General features: G+C 31.1%; 16 protein-coding genes and 1 tRNA gene. 7 read left to right on the top strand and 10 right to left on the bottom strand.

Annotation, left to right across the window (positions count from 1 at the left end; translation table 11 throughout):
- Positions 1 to 25 precede the first annotated feature (25 nt).
- Both ybeY and GXM16_RS19685 read right to left on the bottom strand, forming a co-directional pair.
- A complete protein-coding gene (gene ybeY / locus GXM16_RS19690; protein ID WP_163396207.1) occupies positions 26 to 445 on the bottom strand; it encodes an rRNA maturation RNase YbeY in 420 nt (139 codons plus the stop codon).
- A complete protein-coding gene (locus GXM16_RS19685) occupies positions 442 to 3,840 on the bottom strand; it encodes a DUF4175 family protein (RefSeq protein ID WP_163396206.1) in 3,399 nt (1,132 codons plus the stop codon). Before GXM16_RS19685 ends, ybeY begins: the two co-directional genes overlap by 4 nt.
- 163 nt (positions 3,841 to 4,003) lie before the next feature.
- On the opposite strand from GXM16_RS19685, the gene gltX reads away from it, so the two are divergent.
- Entirely contained in the window at positions 4,004 to 5,509 is a 1,506-nt protein-coding gene (gene gltX / locus GXM16_RS19680) for a glutamate--tRNA ligase (RefSeq protein ID WP_163396205.1), read from the top strand.
- A 35-nt stretch (positions 5,510 to 5,544) separates the two neighbouring features.
- Here gltX and GXM16_RS19675 read toward each other — a convergent pair whose 3' ends face one another.
- Positions 5,545 to 7,071, bottom strand: coding sequence for a hypothetical protein (locus GXM16_RS19675; RefSeq protein WP_163396204.1), 1,527 nt, complete (start codon positions 7,069 to 7,071; stop codon positions 5,545 to 5,547).
- Positions 7,072 to 7,205: 134 nt separating this feature from the next.
- Here GXM16_RS19675 and GXM16_RS19670 point away from each other — a divergent pair, with 134 nt between their 5' ends.
- Positions 7,206 to 8,189, top strand: coding sequence for an SPFH domain-containing protein (locus tag GXM16_RS19670; RefSeq protein WP_163396203.1), 984 nt, complete (start codon positions 7,206 to 7,208; stop codon positions 8,187 to 8,189).
- Positions 8,190 to 8,211: 22 nt separating this feature from the next.
- On the opposite strand, the gene GXM16_RS19665 is transcribed toward GXM16_RS19670, so the two are convergent.
- Both GXM16_RS19665 and GXM16_RS19660 read right to left on the bottom strand, forming a co-directional pair.
- The gene (locus tag GXM16_RS19665; protein WP_163396202.1) at positions 8,212 to 8,550 is read right to left on the bottom strand and encodes a YtxH domain-containing protein; all 339 of its coding nucleotides are present in this window, start codon (positions 8,548 to 8,550) and stop codon (positions 8,212 to 8,214) included.
- Positions 8,551 to 9,198: 648 nt separating this feature from the next.
- The gene (locus GXM16_RS19660; protein ID WP_163396201.1) at positions 9,199 to 11,313 is read right to left on the bottom strand and encodes a glutamine--tRNA ligase/YqeY domain fusion protein; all 2,115 of its coding nucleotides are present in this window, start codon (positions 11,311 to 11,313) and stop codon (positions 9,199 to 9,201) included.
- A gap of 106 nt (positions 11,314 to 11,419) precedes the next feature.
- Between GXM16_RS19660 and folB the strand changes: the two genes are divergently transcribed.
- Both folB and GXM16_RS19650 read left to right on the top strand, forming a co-directional pair.
- Positions 11,420 to 11,779, top strand: a complete 360-nt coding sequence (gene folB, locus GXM16_RS19655) for a dihydroneopterin aldolase (RefSeq protein ID WP_163396200.1) — start codon at positions 11,420 to 11,422, stop codon at positions 11,777 to 11,779.
- A gap of 94 nt (positions 11,780 to 11,873) precedes the next feature.
- Positions 11,874 to 11,944: transfer RNA gene (locus GXM16_RS19650), tRNA-Cys, on the top strand.
- Positions 11,945 to 12,145: 201 nt separating this feature from the next.
- Here the strand turns inward: GXM16_RS19650 and GXM16_RS19645 are convergent.
- From GXM16_RS19645 to rnr, 3 genes are read right to left on the bottom strand one after another with little or no spacing between them, the layout of a single operon-like run.
- Complete coding sequence (locus GXM16_RS19645; protein WP_163396199.1) at positions 12,146 to 12,823, bottom strand: LysE family translocator; 678 nt, start codon at positions 12,821 to 12,823, stop codon at positions 12,146 to 12,148.
- A 6-nt stretch (positions 12,824 to 12,829) separates the two neighbouring features.
- A complete protein-coding gene (locus GXM16_RS19640; protein ID WP_163396198.1) occupies positions 12,830 to 13,498 on the bottom strand; it encodes a head GIN domain-containing protein in 669 nt (222 codons plus the stop codon).
- Between the two features lie 25 nt (positions 13,499 to 13,523).
- Positions 13,524 to 15,704 carry a ribonuclease R gene (gene rnr / locus GXM16_RS19635; RefSeq protein ID WP_163396197.1) on the bottom strand — a complete coding sequence of 727 codons (2,181 nt, stop codon included), beginning with the start codon at positions 15,702 to 15,704 and terminating at the stop codon, positions 13,524 to 13,526.
- 195 nt (positions 15,705 to 15,899) lie between these two features.
- On the opposite strand from rnr, the gene GXM16_RS19630 reads away from it, so the two are divergent.
- A complete protein-coding gene (locus GXM16_RS19630; RefSeq protein ID WP_163396196.1) occupies positions 15,900 to 16,133 on the top strand; it encodes a putative signal transducing protein in 234 nt (77 codons plus the stop codon).
- 54 nt (positions 16,134 to 16,187) lie between these two features.
- Here GXM16_RS19630 and GXM16_RS19625 read toward each other — a convergent pair whose 3' ends face one another.
- Together GXM16_RS19625 and GXM16_RS19620 are read right to left on the bottom strand one after the other, a co-directional pair.
- The gene (locus tag GXM16_RS19625; RefSeq protein ID WP_229684395.1) at positions 16,188 to 17,645 is read right to left on the bottom strand and encodes a T9SS type A sorting domain-containing protein; all 1,458 of its coding nucleotides are present in this window, start codon (positions 17,643 to 17,645) and stop codon (positions 16,188 to 16,190) included.
- Positions 17,646 to 17,953: 308 nt separating this feature from the next.
- Complete coding sequence (locus GXM16_RS19620) at positions 17,954 to 18,226, bottom strand: hypothetical protein (protein WP_163396195.1); 273 nt, start codon at positions 18,224 to 18,226, stop codon at positions 17,954 to 17,956.
- A gap of 310 nt (positions 18,227 to 18,536) precedes the next feature.
- On the opposite strand from GXM16_RS19620, the gene rpiB reads away from it, so the two are divergent.
- Both rpiB and GXM16_RS19610 read left to right on the top strand, forming a co-directional pair.
- Positions 18,537 to 18,968: a ribose 5-phosphate isomerase B gene (rpiB, locus tag GXM16_RS19615; protein ID WP_163396194.1), complete on the top strand. Its 432-nt coding sequence runs from the start codon at positions 18,537 to 18,539 to the stop codon at positions 18,966 to 18,968.
- 6 nt (positions 18,969 to 18,974) lie between these two features.
- Entirely contained in the window at positions 18,975 to 19,886 is a 912-nt protein-coding gene (locus GXM16_RS19610) for a cation diffusion facilitator family transporter (protein WP_163396193.1), read from the top strand.
- Positions 19,887 to 19,897 lie beyond the last annotated feature (11 nt).

Below are 19,897 nucleotides of genomic sequence, written 5' to 3'. Positions count from 1 at the left end.
TAAACTTTTATAAGATATGTTTAAGCTAAAGTTCCACGTGGAACATCGCAATTTTCTCATCTTCTTTTGAGCGCATTAACTCTACATCTTTATCAGTTTTATCTTTGTATCCACAGTAATGTAATATACCGTGGGCTAAAACCCGTTTAAATTCTTCATCAAAAGAAACATTAAAATCCTTTGCGTTGTCTTCTACTCTTTCTACAGAAACAAAAATATCTCCGTTTAATTCGTTACCAACAGTATAATCAAAACTGATAATATCTGTTAGTGTGTCGTGATCGAGATATTCTACATTAATCTTATGAAGATATTCATCATCGCAAAATATGTAGTTTATCTCTCCTTCGTTTTTCTTTTCAGAAACAATTACAGCACTCAACCAATTGGTAAAAGCTTCTTCGTTTTCTAAATTAAAATCTGTTTCGTAATTAAAATTGATCATTTTGTATTAAAATATTCTTGAACCTTTTGATTAAAATTAGAGCGCAAAGGTAGCGATTGTCTATTTAAAATTTCTACACTATTTAAATAATCTAATAATGAGCTTGGTAAAGCATTTGTTCTGTTCGTGAATTCAGTATTATTTGTTTCAGATTGACGCTTCGTATCCTGACCTTGTTGTTGAACTGCATTGTTTAATTTTAATAATTCCTGTTGAATATTTAAGATTCTCTGCAGGTTCTCATTCTTAAATCCTTTATTCAAAAATTGTTTTTCTGATTGTTTCATTTGTTCGATAACAGATCTTCCTTGAGAATCTAATCCTTTTTTAGCTAACTCTTTTTGCAACTCTTCTCGAAGCTTAACTTGCTCTTTGTATATTTCCATTATCTTTTCTGCATTGCCTTCCCCATCGTCTCCGTCTTTATTATCCTTCCCTCCTTTTCCGTTTTTGCCATCTTTTCCAGAATCTCCTTTATCTCCATTTTTACCTTGTCCTTCTTTTCCTTGACCGCTTTGTCCCTGCCCCTGCTTTTGTCCTTGTCCTTGTCCTGGTTTGTCGCCAGGTTTGTCTCCCGGTTTATCACCTTGCTTCATTCCGTCTTTCATTTTATCTGCAAGTCCTTTTTGTTTTTGAATGATATCCGGTAATTGCATCCCTTGTCCATTACCTGGTTTTGGTTTACCTGCGCCGGGTTTAGACATCGACATCTGCATGTTGTTTAATAAGTCGCTTAAAAAATCCGCTAATTTGTTTGCAGACGAAACTGCATATTGTTGGTGCGATACTCCTTTTGGAACCTGAACATCAGTTAAAGATTCGATGGCTTTGTCTACATTATATTGTACGTTTCCTATTTCCTTCGTTACATCTTCAGCTACTTTTGGGTTACGTAGAGACAAAGCAAACAAACTATCGTCGACATGTTTGAACTGTTGTTTTAAATTTTGCTGCACTTTTATATTCTTCGTGTATATTGAAGAACCTAATTTCATAGATTTAAATTGTTTCATTACATTTTCCTGAGATAAGGAATATGCAAGAAGGTTATCCAGAATCTGACGAAGCATTGCTACATCTTCTTCAAGTTGTTCCTGTTCTCCACCTTCCATGCTCGAATCCATTTGTTGTGCCATGTTTTTCATTTTCTTTGCTGCACTTTTCTGTTTTTGCTTTGCAGATGAAGTATTCTTTTTATTCAATTCATCAGATGCTTTCTGCAAATCATCTTTTACATCTTTCTCTTTTGATGCATCAGAAGGAATATCAAGTGGGGATTTTAATGTCTTGTTTTCTTCTTTCAGGTCTTTTAAATCTTCCTGAATTTTATCAAATGCTTTATTGATTTCTTGCTGCTTCTCAGAAGTGTTTTCTTTATCTTTATTAGAAAGCTGTTCTTGTTTTTCCGCAAGCTTATCTAACTTTTCTGCAACTTGTTCAGCTTTCTTTTCCACATAAAAACGTTTGGTTAGTTCAACTAATTGTTCTAAATTTCTGGATTGATTTTTACTGACTTGTTTAAACTTTTCCATTTTATCAAACAGCTCTTCGCTATTTAATTTATCATTTAGGTTCTTTAACTCGTCTAATAATTTTTGATTTTTTTCTAAATCTTTATCGGCATTCTCTAAACGCTTTTGTAAATCTTCTGCCGTTTTATCTTTTTTATCTTCTTTGAATTTGTCCAAATTCTTATTCATTTTCTCAGCAAACTGCTTCATCATTTCGTCTTGTTGTTTTTGACGTTTGATAAAATCATTTATTTTTTGCTGATCTTTAAACTCCAAATTATCTTTTTCTTTTCCTGTATTCTGAATCTTATCCATTTCAGAAATTTGCTTGGTTTGATTCTTTAATGATTTAGATAAACCATTTATGTTTTGATTTTGTTGTTGCAATTCCAGATCATGAACTTCATCCGTAGTCGAAACTCTGTCTGAAAAAACAGAAGACTTTGTACTCTTAAAACCATGTGGTGCATCATTATCAAAAACCTCAAAATAGTATTCGTAAGATACTCCTTCTTCGACAGGCAAATTACTTGGAAACGAAAAGACAAACTGATCGAACACCGCTGGTTTTACCGGAATGGTTCCACGCTTTGCAGTCTGAGGCTTGTTACGCTCGTAGAAAACAACTTGTAATTTTGATAATCCGTAGTCGTCTCCCAATCTTCCTAATACATAATTTTTATCTAACTTTAAACTATCTGGCGCTGGCGCAACTGTGATTGTTGGATGCTGATCTTTGATAACAGACAGCTGATAATCCAGTTTCTCGTAATTTTTGACTTTATCATTAGAAGTAAGAATTTGATATTCTGTATTTTGAGCAATGTTTTTACTTAATTTAAACTCATTTTCTGCTTTAATAAACTTAAAATTTGATTTTTCATCCTTCCAAACGATCTCTTGAGTCGATTGTGTATTCATTTTCCAGGTTACTAAAGTACCTTCTGGAACGATTGCATTTCCTGTTCCTTGTATCGTTTCTGATTTCTTTTTTAGGTAAGATGGAAAATTCAAAACCATTTCGAAGTTAGCAATTGATGGAACGGTGATTACTTTTAATTCGTATTCTTCAGATGAAACTGAATTTCCTTCAAAAGAAAAAGAAACATTTTCTACTGGTTTTTCAATCTTAAATTCGAACTTTCCTGGCTGAGAAGATTCCATAAAATAACTTTCATTACCAATATGGATCATGACATTTTCGGGAACAACGTTTCCTATTGATTCCATTTTTACAACAAAATCTTTATTCTGTTCTGTCTGCAAATTTGAATTCAGAACTACAAATTTGAAAGGTGCCGGAGGCAAAAATGTAGCATTGAAATGTAATACTCTATTAAAACTTTGAGAAATAATATTGCTGTTTCCGGAAATATAAAACACAGCAAAAAACAAAATCGGAATTAATGCCAGTGGCAAATACTTTCTATTTGAATTAAAATTAATCGCATTCCCAAACGGAATTGGCTGCAGTGAATTTGCTTTTTGTTCTATCGAAGCCAACATTAATTCTGAACTTTCTGCTGAATTCTCAGAAGCTGAAAGCTGCAAAAAGTTCGTTAGTTTATCGCTTACTTCTGTAAAATGATTTCCGATAATTGCCGAAGCCTGATTATAATCGATTCCTTTTTGAAGTTTGAATAACTTAAAAATCGGAAACAAAATAAAACGGAACAAAAGGAAAACTTCTACTCCTATGAAAAGCCAGAATAAAAGTGTTCTTCCGAGAGGTTTTAACCAAAGGAAATACTCAATAAAAAGCGTAAACAAAAAATACAAAAGTCCAAAACCGGTAAAAAGAAGTATTCCTTTTATAAGTTCATTCGTGTAATATTTTTTAATAAAAGCTTCCAGCTTCGCGTATATGGCAGAGGTTGTTTTCAAAATGAATTTGTTTGATTTATAACCCATAAAAGTAGTAATTATAGCAATTCAAATTCCAAAAAATAAATTCCAAATTCCAACTGCAAATCATCCTTGGAATTTGGAATTTTTAAAAATTTGGAATTTAACTAATGTTGTATCTTTGCATCAAAATTTATACAAAATGTCAAAGCAAGTTCGTGTGCGTTTTGCACCAAGTCCAACAGGACCATTACATATTGGCGGAGTTCGTACTGCCCTATTTAATTATTTATTTGCAAAAAAACATAATGGTGTTTTTTATCTTAGAATTGAAGATACAGATCAGACACGTTTTGTTCCAGGTGCTGAAGAATATATAATGGAAGCATTGGAATGGTTAGGAATTGCTCCTGAAGAAACTGTTGGGAAGAATGAAAAATTTGGTCCGTACAGACAAAGCGATCGCAAAGAAATATACCAAAAATATGCAGATCAACTAATCAATTCCGGTTGGGCATATTATGCTTTTGATACTCCGGAAGCTTTGGATGCTCATAGAAAGCAGCACGAAGCAGAAGGAAAAACATTTATTTACAATCATCATAATCGTGAAAAATTAGATACTTCGTTAGTAATTTCTGCCGAAGAAACTGCTAAAAGAATTTCAAACGGAGAGCATTATGTGATTCGTTTTAAAACACCTGTTAATGAAACCCTACATTTAAAAGATATCATTCGAGGCGATGTTAAGTTCGAAACGAACCTCCTTGATGATAAAGTTTTGTTTAAAAGTGACGGAATGCCAACGTACCATTTGGCCAATATTGTTGATGACCATTTGATGGAAACTTCACATGTGATTCGTGGTGAAGAATGGTTGCCGTCTATGCCACTTCACGTTTTATTGTACAGAGCTTTTGGTTGGGATGCTCCGGAATTTGCACATTTGCCTTTGATTTTAAAACCAGTTGGTAATGGAAAATTATCAAAAAGAGATGGCGACAAATTAGGATTTCCAGTGTTTCCTTTAGAATGGAAAACGGAAGAAGGCGTTTCATCTGGTTACAGAGAGAAAGGATTTTTTCCTGAAGCGGTTATCAACTTCCTTGCTTTGTTAGGTTGGAATGACGGAACGGATAAAGAATTATTTTCTTTAGAAGAATTAGTAGAAGCTTTTGACTTAAACAGAGTTCATAAAGCGGGAGCTAAATTTGATCCTGAGAAAAACAAATGGTTCAATCATCAATATTTAATCAAACAAAGTGATGCTGATTTAGCAAAAGACTTCACTCCTATTTTAGTAGAAAAAGGTGTTAATGTTTCTAAATTTGATGTTACAAGAATTGTTTCTCTTATAAAAGAACGTGCTCATTTTGTTTCTGAATTTTGGGATCTGACTGATTTCTTTTTCCAGGCACCAACGTTTTATGATGAAAAAGCAAGCAAAAACTGGAAGGAAGATACGCCGGCTTTAATGCAGGAATTGATCTCAACTTTGGAATATATTGATGGTTTTGATTCTGCCAATATCGAAGCAATCGTAAAAGACTGGTTAACCAAAAACGAAATCGGAATGGGTAAAGTAATGCAACCTTTCCGTTTAAGTTTGGTTGGAGCTTTGAAAGGCCCCCACCTATTTGACATAGTTGAGATTATTGGAAAAGAAGAAACTATTTCCAGAATTCAGAAAGCTATTACTTCTCTATAAAAAACAAAAAAGCTCCCGACTTGGGAGCTTTTTTTTTAGTCTTTAAATAGTAAAATCTTATAACTTTCTTTATTATCAGTTTGTATCAACCAAATTCCCTCATTACAAATTATACTTTCGTAATATAATTTTTTTCCTTCTTTGGATACATTTTTTAAATAACTCACAACGTTTGGATTTATAGTCATCGCAACAAATGTCATTTGAGAAAAAACCTTATTTTTAAAATCATCACTAACATAACTGTTATTTACAAAAGCTTTCATTTTTAGATTACTTGTATTGTTATTGTATTCTATAAAATTAAATTTCGAAATAGATCCCGTTGATTTAGTAACGGTCGTTGAATATGAAAATTCAGTAAAATCATTTACAGAAACTGAAAAGATAAAATCATCTTTATATTCTAGTAAATTAATTTGTAATCTAGAGCTTGTATGAATTCGTTCAAAAAAATCTTTTCCATCAATTTCATTAAGAGATTCCCATAATTTAGTCCCATTTTTATCAAATTTAAATACATAAAAACCTTTTGGAGATGCACTACCATCAACTTTCTTTGTTGGTTTTTCACTAAAAATTCCATAAACGTAAATATCACCTGTTTTTTTATCTTCAAAATAATGATTAATGGATAAAACGTCTAAAGAGATAGATACATCTTTTATAACACTTGAAGGATTATAATTAGACTGAAAACTAGGAGTAGAATGATATATCGCAGCACCACCATTATTGTTAGATGTCATAAAAAATTTATCATTAAAACTTAAAGGAAAAGATAATTCTTTTATCTTTTTTCCTTCAAAATCATAAGTAGTTTTATATAATATTGTTGTTTTGAAATCTGCAGAAACAGATTTAGTAATGAGATCAAAATTTTCATTTCCATTCAATTTGCAATTAAAAGAGGTTTTACTATCTTGTTTTGCAAATAACTCTCCTTTTAATAAAGTTAAGTCTGGCTTTTCTAATTTCATTCTTTTTCTTGAATTGGTTTTGATTTCTACTCTCTCTAAATAAATTTCATCTTTTTCAAAATTAATTTTATCTTTTTCCTTTTGATTTGTAAATCCAAAATCATAAATATCATTAAAAGATGCATCAAAAGACATGTTTGGCAATCTATCAATTACTGAACAAAGCACATTATTATAATCATACCGGCCAAAGTAAGAAGTATTTAAATCTTTAAGAGCATCGTTTTTTACAATCAGAATATTATTATCTTGAAAGAATTTATAACTAGGCTTGAATATATTAGTAGCATCATAAGCTTTAAAAGTATTATTTGTTACAGAAAATGTCGGACTTATAAGTTTTTCATTTTCAAACAAAACCGTTTTATTTCCACTTGTATCAAAGCTTAAAGCTCTGGTTGTTATATAAGAAAGTGTCATACCAATTCCAAAACCTTTATAAACAACAATTTTTTTAGAATTAGGAAGATATTGAAAATCTACAGGTTCATTTTTATCTTCAAATTTTTCATCTACAATAACAGTTTGAGCTGATAAAAGAACATAAGAAAACAAGGCAATACTAAGTAGTATTTTTTTCATAAATATTTATTTTGTTTTTATTAATGAGCCAAAAGTAAAATAAATTTTAACAAAAAAAATCAGCTAAGTATATAAAATTTAAATATTAATTTTTTTGTAATTTACACATCCATAAAACTTAAATCAATATCATTATGACTACACCATTAATTATCTTTTTAGTACTGGCATTCTTCGTATTCATGTCTTCTTTTTTTACTGTCAAACAACAATCGTCTGTAATTATAGAAAGATTTGGTAAATTTTTGAGTGTTAGAAATTCCGGTTTACAACTTAAAATTCCTGTTGTTGACAGAATTGCAGGACGTGTAAATCTTAAAATTCAGCAGTTAGATGTTATCATTGAAACCAAAACCAGAGACAACGTTTTTATTAAAATGAAAGTTTCAGTTCAGTTTAAAGTTATCCAGGAAAAAGTGTATGAAGCATTTTATAAACTGGAATATCCACACGATCAGATTACTTCTTATGTATTTGATGTTGTTCGTGCCGAAGTTCCTAAACTAAAATTAGATGATGTTTTTGAAAGAAAAGATGATATTGCCGTTGCTGTAAAACGCGAATTAAACGAAGCAATGTCAACTTACGGATATGATATCATTAATACCTTAGTTACTGATATTGATCCGGATATCCAAGTAAAAAATGCCATGAACAGAATCAACGCTGCTGATAGAGAAAAGACTGCAGCAGAATTTGAAGCAGAAAGTTCAAGAATCAGAATTGTTGCAAAAGCAAAAGCCGAAGCCGAAAGTAAGCGTTTACAAGGTCAGGGTATTGCAGATCAGCGTCGTGAAATTGCAAGAGGTTTAGTAGAAAGTGTTGAAGTTTTGAATAATGTAGGTATCAATTCTCAGGAAGCTTCTGCCCTAATTGTTGTGACACAACATTATGATACATTACAAGCGATTGGTGCAGATGCAAATTCTAATTTAATCCTACTTCCAAATTCCCCACAAGCCGGAAGTGATATGCTAAATAATATGGTGGCCTCATTTACAGCATCTAATCAGGTTGGTGAAATGATGAAAAAGACACATAAAAAAGTAGAAAAAACAAAACCAATTCAGCCTCAATCTGGTTATCAGGATGATATTCAAAACGATCCGCAACAATAAATATCAAACTAAAAAAGAGGCATTAAGCCTCTTTTTTAGTTTGATATTTAGCATTTTGTGATTTTAAATCGGCTAATTTTTTTTCTAAGAATGTAATCACATCATCAGCTTTATGACTTACATTTGAGAGAATTTCATCAAATGTTGTATCAAAATTTTCTGTTGCACTTGCAAATTTTTCACGCAAAACTTCTGAACTAGCTTCAAAAGAATCTTTTAAATTGTTTGCAGTATCTCCCAGATTTTCTTTAATTTTTGCTCTTGTATTTGAGCCTTTATCGGGAGCTAACAAAATTCCTATCGCTGCTCCTACTGCTGCTCCAGCTAAAATTGCTGCAATCGTATTTGAATTGTTTGACATAATATTAAAATTTAAAATGATTAAATAAATATAGTATTTTCTAAATTGAAAAATTGAATATTTTAAACTTTGAATAAAAATACCACCTTTATAAACAATTGAATGTTAACAACCCGTTAAACTGACAAAATTAATAGTAAAAATTAAAATTAGACCGTTAAATCAACAATAATTCAAAAGATGATTAATGTGATAAAAGAAATCAAAAGATCTCTTAAAATTAATTTATGAAGGTCATTTTTAATCCAAATAAACTATATATTTTAATTAATCAATAGTTTTTATAAATAATAAATAAAAACGTTTAATTTTTAATTATAAATAAATAAAATATAAAAATAGATTTTGAATTTGTTTTTCTGAATAAAAAATGAAAATTGGTTTTCATTTTCAACTTTATCAACAATACAGTGTTGATAAGCCTTAAATGAACTCAAAATAGAATCTAAAATTAAAATAAAGCTTACTATTAAAAGATTTATTAAAAGATGATAAATGAATCGGAAGTAATTAAAAAACGTCTTAAAATCAGTTTATGAAGGTTATTTTTAATCTATTAAAATTATAATTTTAATAGATTAAATAGAAAAAACAAATAATAAAAAAAAGCGCTTATATAAGCGCTTTTAATAAATAATATTGATTTTATTACTTTACTAATTCAGAAAGAATTTCAATTTCTCTTTCCGTTGCATTTTTTGGAGGATTTGAATTTAATTTTGAAATTTCTTCAGAAAATTGATTTTTAAAATTTTCATTTTCAAAATCCCTTAAATTTAAAAGTGCTCTTGATCGAACAAAAGAAGATTCACTTTTTAAAGACATCGAATATAATTTCTTAATATCTTCTTCATCAAAATCAACAGATTTCCAGTTTGAATACATTAAAATAAGCTGAGAAAACAATAGTGAAGCCTTATTATTGTTTATATTTTTCTTTAATGAATTCTGTAATAAAGAAAAACTGGAAATACTTGCAATGCTCTCCCCTATTGCATTTCGAATTGCAATTCTTTCTTGTTTTGTTTCAACTTTAAAATATTTATTGATTTCTTTTAAAGAATTATTGATGCTGTTTTCTTCTTTTTTACCTTTTTCTTCCCAGGCATCTTTTAATCCAACCGTTTTATTAAATACTAATTTTGAAGCAGTTGAATCTTTATCAACAGTAAAATAACCTAAACGCTGAAACTGAAATTTATCTTCATTTTGAGCTGTAGACAAACTTGGTTCAACAAAACCTTTTACAATTTCTAATGAATTTGGATTCACAAAATCTAAGAAATTTTTGTCTTTGTAACTGTCCGGAGCTTCATCTGTAAACAAACGATCGTACAAACGAACTTCTGCTTCCAAAGCATGTTTAATAGAAACCCAATGTAAGGTTCCCGACACTTTCCTCTGGCTTGCTTCTGTTCCACTTCCGCTTAAAGAATCAGTATCATAAGTCACATGAATTTCGGTAATATTTCCTTCAGAATCTTTTACAACTGACTCTCCTTTAATAATATATGCATTTTTAAGACGTACTTCTTTACCTAAAGTCAAACGGAAATATTTAGCAGGAGCTTCTTCTAAGAAGTCTTCTCTCTCGATGTATAATTCACGCGAAAAAGGTACTTTTCTGAAACCTGCATTTTCATCTTCCTGATTATTTTCGGCTTCCAGCCACTCCTCTTTTCCTTCAGGATAATTTGTAATTACCAGTTTTACAGGATCTAAAACAGCCATTACACGAGGTGCAATTTTGTTCAGATCTTCACGAATACAGAATTCTAAAACTGAAACATTGATTAAATTATCACGTTTTGCAATACCAATTGTGTTAGCAAAATTACGCAAAGAAGCTGCTGTATAACCTCTTCTTCTTAATCCTGAAATAGTTGACATTCTTGGATCATCCCAGCCGTTAACATGCTTTTCTTTAACCAGTTGCTGCAATTTTCTTTTACTAACAACAGTATGAGATAAGTTACGTCTTGCAAATTCTCTTTGTTTAGGACGTATTCTGTTTTCATCTATAATCTGGTCTAAAAACCAATCGTACAATTCACGATGTGGTAAAAATTCAAGTGTACAGAATGAATGTGAAATAGATTCCAAATAATCACTTTGTCCGTGTGCCCAATCGTACATTGGATAAATTTTCCAGGTATTTCCTGTTCTATGATGATGTTTATGTAAAATCCTGTAAATGATAGGATCACGCATCAGCATATTAGTAGATTTCATGTCAATTTTAGCACGAAGAATATGTGTACCGGCTTCAAATTCCCCATTTTTCATTCTTTCAAAAAGATCTAAATTCTCTTCAACCGAACGATTTCTGTACGGGCTGTCAGTTCCTACAGTTGTAGGAGTTCCTTTTTGAGCAGCCATTTCTTCAGAAGTCTGACTGTCAACATAAGCTTTATCCTTTTTAATTAATAAAACAGCCCAATCGTATAGTTGCTGAAAATAATCAGAAGCATAACATTCTTCTGCCCAGGTATAACCTAACCATTCAACATCTTTTTTAATAGCATCGACAAATTCCTGCTCTTCTTTTTCTGGGTTTGTATCGTCAAAACGTAAATTTACAGGTGACTGATAATCAATACCTAAACCAAAATTTAATGCAATTGAACTTGCATGTCCAATATGCAAATAACCGTTTGGCTCCGGTGGAAAACGAAAACGTAATTTAGAATTTGAAAGACCTGATTTAAGATCTTCTTCTATGATTTGTTCAATAAAATTGAGTGATTTATCTTCTGATGCCATTATTTATAGTAATTTTAGCAAAGATAAAAAAAAGGTTTCAGGTTTCAGGTCTAAAGTTATTTAAGTGGCGTAAAACCTGAAACTTTAAACGTGAAACAACATAAAAATGGGCATTATAAAACTAAAAAACATCCGTACTTTTTCCTATCATGGATGTATGATTGAAGAAGGAAAAATTGGTTCAGATTACACTGTTGATTTAAAAATTAAAACCAATTTACAGCAGTCCGCACAAACAGATCATTTAGCAGATACCGTTGATTACATACATTTAAACAAAATTGTCACTGAAGAAATGGCAATTCGTTCGCATTTATTAGAACATGTAGCCAAAAGAATCAACATTCGCATATTAAATGAGATTGAAACAGTAGAAAAAACGACAGTTTCAGTTTCTAAAATTAATCCTCCTATTGGTGGTGATGTTGAATCAGTTACCATAAAAATGACGGAAATCAGAAAGTAATTCTTTCAGCAAAAACTGCATTTTTTCAAAATAGTTTATTCGAAACTTTTGAATTTTAAAGATTTTAGTTACTTTTGCCATCCGTTCAAGCAATGGCGTCGTGGCCGAGCGGCTAGGCTGGGCTCTGCAAAAGCTCCTACTCCGGTTCGAATCCGGACGATGCCTCTAAAACCTCTAAAGCAATTTAGAGGTTTTTTTATGTTTAATTTTTAGTAAAAATTAATTAAAATATTAGTTCGAATCCGAACGTTGTTTCAAAAAGAGATAATTTTGTATCTTTTTTTATGACTTGAAGTCATTTATAGTTATAAACATAAAAAACCTCTGAAAATCAGAGGTTTTAAATATATAATTGAGTTATTAAAACTACTTTTCTATTCTTTCAAAAGCATTTTTAACCATTTCTTTTTCTTTTGGAAACCATCCCTGAATCATTAAAGCTACTCCGAAAATCATTAAAACAACACTGATACCTTTTTTAATTTTTAAGATATTAGTTGGAGTCATTTTAGATTTTAATTGTTTGGCTAATACAATTTTAAGACAGTCAACTAATAAATAAGTTATAATTACAGAAGTAAAAAAAGTAATCATTCTTGAGTTTTGCATTTCTAGTTTTGGTCCGACAGAAATAATAACAGCAAGCCAAAAGCCAAGGACTCCAATGTTAATAACGTTCAGTAAAAAACCTTTTACAAACAAGCTGCCATAGTTTCTTTTAATAATATCACGATCTATTTCTTCATCATTTATTTTTTCTCCTTTTTTCAGTTTTACAAAAGAAATAATACCGTAAGACAGCATGATTATACCGCCAAAAATAAAAAGAGCAGGTTTATCTTTTAAACTTGAAATGAGTCTGTAACTTCCTAAATAGGCAATAGCTATAAAAAAAATATCACCTAATACCACTCCTAAATCAAAGACAATTGCTGATCTAAAACCTTTGGTAATACTAGTTTCTAATAAAACAAAAAATACCGGACCTACCATAAAGCTCAAAACAAGTCCCCATGGCAGTCCAGCCAGAATATCATTTATCATTCAATATTATTTTACTTCTTCTATTTTTCCTCCAAAAACTGTTTTTTGATTAATTTGTTTTGGTTTTCCATAAATGTAAATAGAGCCACCTGCGCTCACTTTTGCATCAACAAGCGTAGAAGCATTAACATCTGCTTTTCCTCCGGCAGAAACGCTTACTTTGGTCTGAGCAGTACTTAATTTACTCGCTAATAAATAACCACCAGCTCCTAGTTTCGCATCCTGATTAGTAGCTTTTCCGGTTAAGGTAATTTCTCCACCGGAAACAGAACTTACATTTAGTTTTTCAACATCCAAATCTACATTAATTTTTCCACCTTCCTGAGCACTTACCTTAAAACTTGTTGCTTTTATTGCCTCTGAGCTTGTAACATTTGCACCTTCATTAACATCAATTAGTTCAATATGTTTGTAATACAAGGTAACTTCTAAATCATTACCTGACAAAAGTTTTGGAAATGGCATTCTAATTTTTAAAATACCATTCTTATTAACAGCTTCTAATTCTGCTTCCCTTGCTCCTTTTATAACAATCTTATTTTCAGATGACTGAACTAATTTTACATTTAATTTATCGTAAACTTTAACAGTATCAAAATCTCCCAATTCTTTAGTAACCTGACCAAAAGACATTTGTACAAGTAAAATGACAGCTCCTATAATTAATTTTTTCATTTCTTTAATTTTTAAATTTAACAACTTATTCAGCTCTTCGCAAAAAATGGAAATCCAGTTGTTTTTTAACTAAATCGGCATTTTTTACCTTAACGTAAATTTCATCACCTAATTGCAATATACTATCCGAAGTAGCTCCAACCAATGCATATTGTTTTTCATCGAAAGTATAATAATCATCTTTTATTTCTCTGATTCTTACCATTCCTTCGCATTTGTTCGAAACAATTTCAACATAAATTCCCCATTCGGTAACACCTGAAATTACACCAAGGAATTCTTCATCCTGATGATCCTGCATGTATTTAACCTGCATGTATTTGATACTATCGCGTTCAGCATTAGTAGCTAAATTTTCCATGTTAGAACAATGCAGTGATTTTGTTTCATAGGTTTCTTCGTCTACAGAAGTGCCTCCATCCAGGTAATACTGCAATAAACGGTGTACCATAACATCAGGGTAACGACGAATTGGCGATGTAAAATGGCTGTAATAATCAAAAGCTAAACCGTAATGGCCAATATTATCTGTCGAATATTTGGCTTTACTCATGCTTCTAATGGCAAGAGTATCAATTAAGTTTTGCTCTTTTTTACCGTTTACTTCTTCCATCAAAGCATTTAATGATTTCGAAATATCACCTTTGTTTCTAAAGTCAATTTTGTAGCCAAATTTAGAAATAACCTGCTGCATGGCGATCAGTTTATCTTCATTTGGTTCGTCGTGAATACGATACACAAAGGTTTTCTTTTGTTTTCCGATATATTCTGCGACTTTTCTGTTGGCTAAAAGCATAAATTCTTCAATAAGATGATTGGCATCTTTTGAAATTTTGAAGTAAACACCTTCCGGTTCTCCTTCTGCATCCAGATTAAATTTCACTTCTACTTTATCAAAAGAAATAGCGCCATTCTGCATTCTTTTCTTTCTTAAAATTTTGGCTAATTCATCCAGTTTTAAAGTTGCTTCAACAATTTCATCTGGAACAAAATATGATTCTCCGGTAATAGAAATATCAATCGGAATTGTATTGTCCTTTGTCTCAATAATATATTGCGCTTCTTCATAAGCGAAACGCTGATCCGAATAAATTACTGTTCTACCAAACCATTGGTTAATAACTTGTGCAGTTGGAGAAACTTCAAAAACGGCAGAGAAAGTATATTTTTCTTCATGCGGACGAAGCGAACAGGCAAAATTGGATAAAACTTCAGGAAGCATTGGCACTACCCTATCCACTAAATAAACCGAAGTAGCTCTTTGATACGCTTCATCATCCAGAATGGTTCCTTCTTCCAAATAGTACGAAACATCAGCAATATGAATACCAATTTCAAAGTTACCGTTTTCTAACTTTTTGAAAGACAAGGCATCATCAAAATCTTTAGCATCTTTTGGATCTATCGTAAAGGTTAGCGTATCACGCATATCACGACGTTTTGCAATTTCAGACTCCTGAATCGAGGTATCCAGCTTTTGAGCATATACCTCTACTTCTACCGGAAAATCTGATGGCAATCCGTATTCAGCTAAAATCGCATGAATCTCTGTATTATGTTCTCCAGGTTTTCCTAAAACTTTAATTACAGAACCAAACGGACTATCAGCTCTTTTTGGCCAGTCTTCAATAGCAACCAAAACTACATCTCCATTTTCTGCCTCTCCTATTTTATCTTTTGGAATAAAAATATCGGTATACATTTTAGGATTTGCAGTGGATACAAAAGCAAAATTGGGTTGAATATCTATAACTCCAACAAATTCTGTTTTGTTTCTTTCTATTACTTCAATTACTTCACCTTCCGGTCTTTTTCCTTTTCTGCGGTTGTAAACATATACTTTAACTTTGTCCTTGTCTAAAGCTCTGTTCAGATTATTGGTCGGGATAAAAACATCTTCTGTAAAATCTTCACAAATAAAATAAGCCGTTTTTCTGCTCGTCATATCTATCGTTCCTTCATAATAATCCTGACTTACAGCCTTGATTAAATATTTGCCAGGCTCAGATTCTATTATTTTTTTAGACGAAGCCAGAATTTTAAGATCTTTAATAATTTGATTTCTGCTTTTTGTATCATCAAGTTCAAGCTTTGCAGCTATCTGTTTGTAATTAAATGCTTTATTAGGACTCTTCGATAAAATCTTTAGGATCTTTCCTGAGAAATCTTTTTCATTTTTTACCGGTTTTCTAATTTTCTTACTCATATATCTTTTCTTATAAAGTTTAAAATTACAAATAAGATATCAGATTATAGATTTTAACAAATAGAATTATTAAAATTATAACTTTCAAACTAGTATTGTATTAATTTTTTAAAGGTCACTTGTATTAGCTTTTTTAATCATTGCATTTACCAACTTAAATGCTATCCATTTCGTATCTTTATAAAAAGACCTTTTATGGAAAGTTTTAAAACCATCGCCATATTCTATTATGACCACGAAACAGTGATTCTTAAACATTTATTAGAACAGGAATCGATTCCGTATTTTTTTGAAAATGAAATCACTTTATCTGTCGTTCCCATGTATTCTGCTGCATTGGGTGGCATCAAACTAAAAGTTCATCCCAGAGATTTTGAAAAGGTTCAGGAAATTCTGGACCATCTTAATAATCCACTTAAAATAGTTTAGATACAAAAAAGGCTACCAGTTTATGATAGCCCATTTTAAAACAAATTAAATTTTTTAGTTTACTATTATTTTTCTACTGGCTTTTCCTTTGTCAGTAATTATTTCTAAAAAATAAATTCCTTTTGATAACGAATTTAGACTAACACTATTTTTATTTTCTGTCTTTACCAATTGTCCTGAAGTGTTGTAAACATTTACTTTTTCTAATGTTAAACCTTCTGATAAACTAATATTTACAGCCTCTGAAGCCGGATTAGGATACACTGAAAAATGATTTAAAACAAAACTATCTGAACGTAAAACAGTAGATAAATCATAAACCCTGACTGATCCAGAATCTGTACCGTTTCCATCATTATCGGGAGCTCCTACTGCCAGAGTAGTTCCATTTTTTGAAAGAGTAACAAAAGTTCCATTTTTATCTTCATTTGCTTCTCCTAAAATATCTACTCCTTGTTGGATCCAGTTTCCATTTATATTTTTAAATGTACGGGCAGTCCCAAAATAATTACCATTTTCTAATCCCGGAGCACCAACAGCTAGAATTGAACCATCATTAGATAGCGAAACACTATATTCAGTATAAGGGGCACAACAACCTTCTTTTTTAAAGATATCTCCACCTAACTGAGTCCAAACACCATTAATGATACTTAACACTTTAACATATGAAATATCTACTCTTTTAAAATTCTTACCATCATAAATGTCTGTATAATAAGCACTACTTAATGCCACTGTAGAACCATCGCCCGATAACGAAAGTGCATAATTATTACCTTTAATTTCATTCCCTAATAATGTCCAGGTTCCAGAAACATTTTTATATACGCGAACATATCTTTCAAGAGTACCAATTGCTAAAATTGATCCGTCATTAGATAACGAAACGCGGGAACCAAGATTATCAGCCGAATCAATACCATCAATATCAGCACCTATCTTTGTCCAGGTTCCTGCTATATTTTTGTATACTCTAACAGATCCTGAATGGTAACTTTTATCACTATTACCTGGAGATCCAATAGCAACTGTAGATCCATCACTAGATAGAGAAACACTAATACCACAAAAATCACCCGCCCATTCACCATTAATATTTGCCCCGATCTGAGTCCAGATTCCTGATATATTTTTATAGACCTGAACGATTCCGGAACCTCTGCCATTTCCCCATGCACCAGAAGAACCAACAGCAATTATAGTTCCATCATCTGAAAGAGAAACACTACCTCCCATTTCATCTCCTGTTTTCCCGGCGGGAAAAACATTTCCAAACTGCGTCCAGATTCCCCCTATATTTTTATAGATCCAAACAGTTCCATCAAAAAAATAACCATAACCATAATCGCCAATAGCAAGTATTGTTCCATCGCTCGAAAGGGAACCAACAGAACCAAAAGTTGTAGCAGAAATTGCACTAGGTACAAATTTTCCATCAATATCAGATCCTATTTGTGTTTGTCCGATACTTAGTAAAGGAAATAAAAGAATAAGTAATTTTTTTTTCATAAATCTTTTTTTTAGAAATTTCAGGTAAATATAAACATATTAACAAGTAAATGCATTCAGGTAAAATTTTATTCAACCAATTTAAAATAAATCAGGAAAACTGATACAATCATCCCAAAAGATCTGAATCAGACAAAAATTCATTTCAAAAAATAAAATTTTTGATTTTCAACTTTTTTAGTTTTCAACATATATTAAATACAACAAAAAAGATTTTTAAAAATTTTAAAAAAAATGATGGTTATTATAGTGTGTTAATATGTCGAATAATTTTTTTTTTGAAGTCATTGAAATCTCGTTTTACTTATTTATTCAGAGTTATCAACATAGTTATTTGTAGTTAAAATACTAATTTTTAAGCTCTTTTCATTTTTAATTAACAATGGTTGATAATCAAAATTGAATGTATTTTGTAAATAAGTTGATATGTTGATTTCTGTTGAAAATGGCAATTTTGATATTGATAACTTTTCTAAAAATTCATGAAACTTTTCTTGCATATTTAATTTAGGTTTTGGATTAAGTATTTTTTCTAAACATCCAAAAAAAACTTCTAATTTTCTTTTTATAGTTATTAACAATTCCTGTTAATTTAAAGTTAACTGAATATCAACGAATTACAAACTGATATTAACACCATAAAATTTTAACAAAAAAAATAACTTTTATGTATTGAAAATCAGAATATTACTAAGTTATCAAAAATGTTGATAACCTAATAAAGCTTTGAAATTTAGATAATTGCAATTATGCTTTTTGTATTATCTTTTAATGAATGTATCTGAGCAATAATTTGTGCTGATAAAGAAAAATGGTGAAAGTTAATGTAATTTATGGCAACCATTTAATTATTGAGTAAATTTGCAACTACACAACTTAATAGTATTTAAAATGAAAATTTCGATAGGGAACGATCACGCAGGACCAGAGTATAAAAAAGCAATCGTAACAATGCTGAAAGCAAAAGGATATGAAGTAACTAATTATGGAACAGATTCTGAAGATTCTGTTGATTATCCGGACTTTGGGCATCCGGTTGCGAATGATGTATCTGAAGGTAAAGCTGATTTTGGAATCGTGATCTGCGGCAGCGGAAACGGAATTGCCATGACGGTTAATAAACACCCAAAAGTAAGAGCCGGTTTATGCTGGACAAAAGAAATTGCGGTTTTAATACGTTTGCATAATGATGCTAACATTATCAGTATTCCGGCACGTTTTACTTCAATACCACAGGCTGTAGAAATGGTTGAAACTTTTTTGAGTACTGAATTTGAAGGCGGAAGACATCAAAACAGGGTAAATAAAATTGCCTGTCAATAAATAAAAATGGGTCACAACCATCATCACGGACATAGTCATGAAGTAACGGGTAAAAATTTATCAATTTCGATTATTCTGAATATTGGTATTACCGTTGCTCAGATTATCGGCGGATTTATATCAGGGAGTTTATCTTTATTGTCTGATGCGCTGCATAATTTTAGTGATGTCATTTCTTTGGTTTTGAGTTTTGTGGCACATAGACTGGCTAAAAAAAAGCCAACTTCTTCCAGTACATTTGGTTATAAAAGAGCTGAACTTCTTGCCGCATTTATTAATGCGGCAACTTTAATTATAGTAGCGTTGTTTTTGGTTTATGAAGCCATTGTCCGATTTTCGGAACCCGTGATCATAGGTTCAAATCTTGTCATATGGCTGTCTCTTTTAGGAATTGTTTTTAATGGATTTTCTGCCATAATTCTAAAAAAAGATGCCGATCATAATTTAAATATGAAATCGGCTTATCTGCATCTTGTTACCGATATGATGGCGTCTGTAGCTGTTTTGGCAGGCGGATTTTTAATGAAATATTTTCAGTGGTTTTGGGTAGACAGCATTATTACTTTAGGAATAGCAGTTTATTTGATTCTGATGAGTTTAAGTCTATTAAAATCGTCCGTAAAAATGCTTTTGCTTTTTACTCCCGAGAGCTTGAATATTGAAGAAATTGCTGAAAAAATCCATACCATTACCGGAAACCATCGTTTATATCATATCCATCTTTGGCATTTGAATGATAATGAGCTTCATTTCGAGGCACATTTAGACTGCAAAGACAATATTTCGATTACTGAATTTAATGCGATCGTTACAGAAATTGAAGAAGTTTTGTTTCATGAATTTCATATCACTCATTCTACTATCCAGCCAGATTTTGGAAAAAATTGCAGTAAGGACTTTATACTTGTGAATGAATAATTCTTTTTATT

It is taken from the genome of Flavobacterium limi (genome assembly GCF_010645075.1).
In the GTDB taxonomy this organism is placed as follows: domain Bacteria; phylum Bacteroidota; class Bacteroidia; order Flavobacteriales; family Flavobacteriaceae; genus Flavobacterium; species Flavobacterium limi.
The sequence above is the reverse complement of the archived record's forward strand: the minus strand, read 5'-3'. Positions and strand labels throughout refer to the sequence as shown.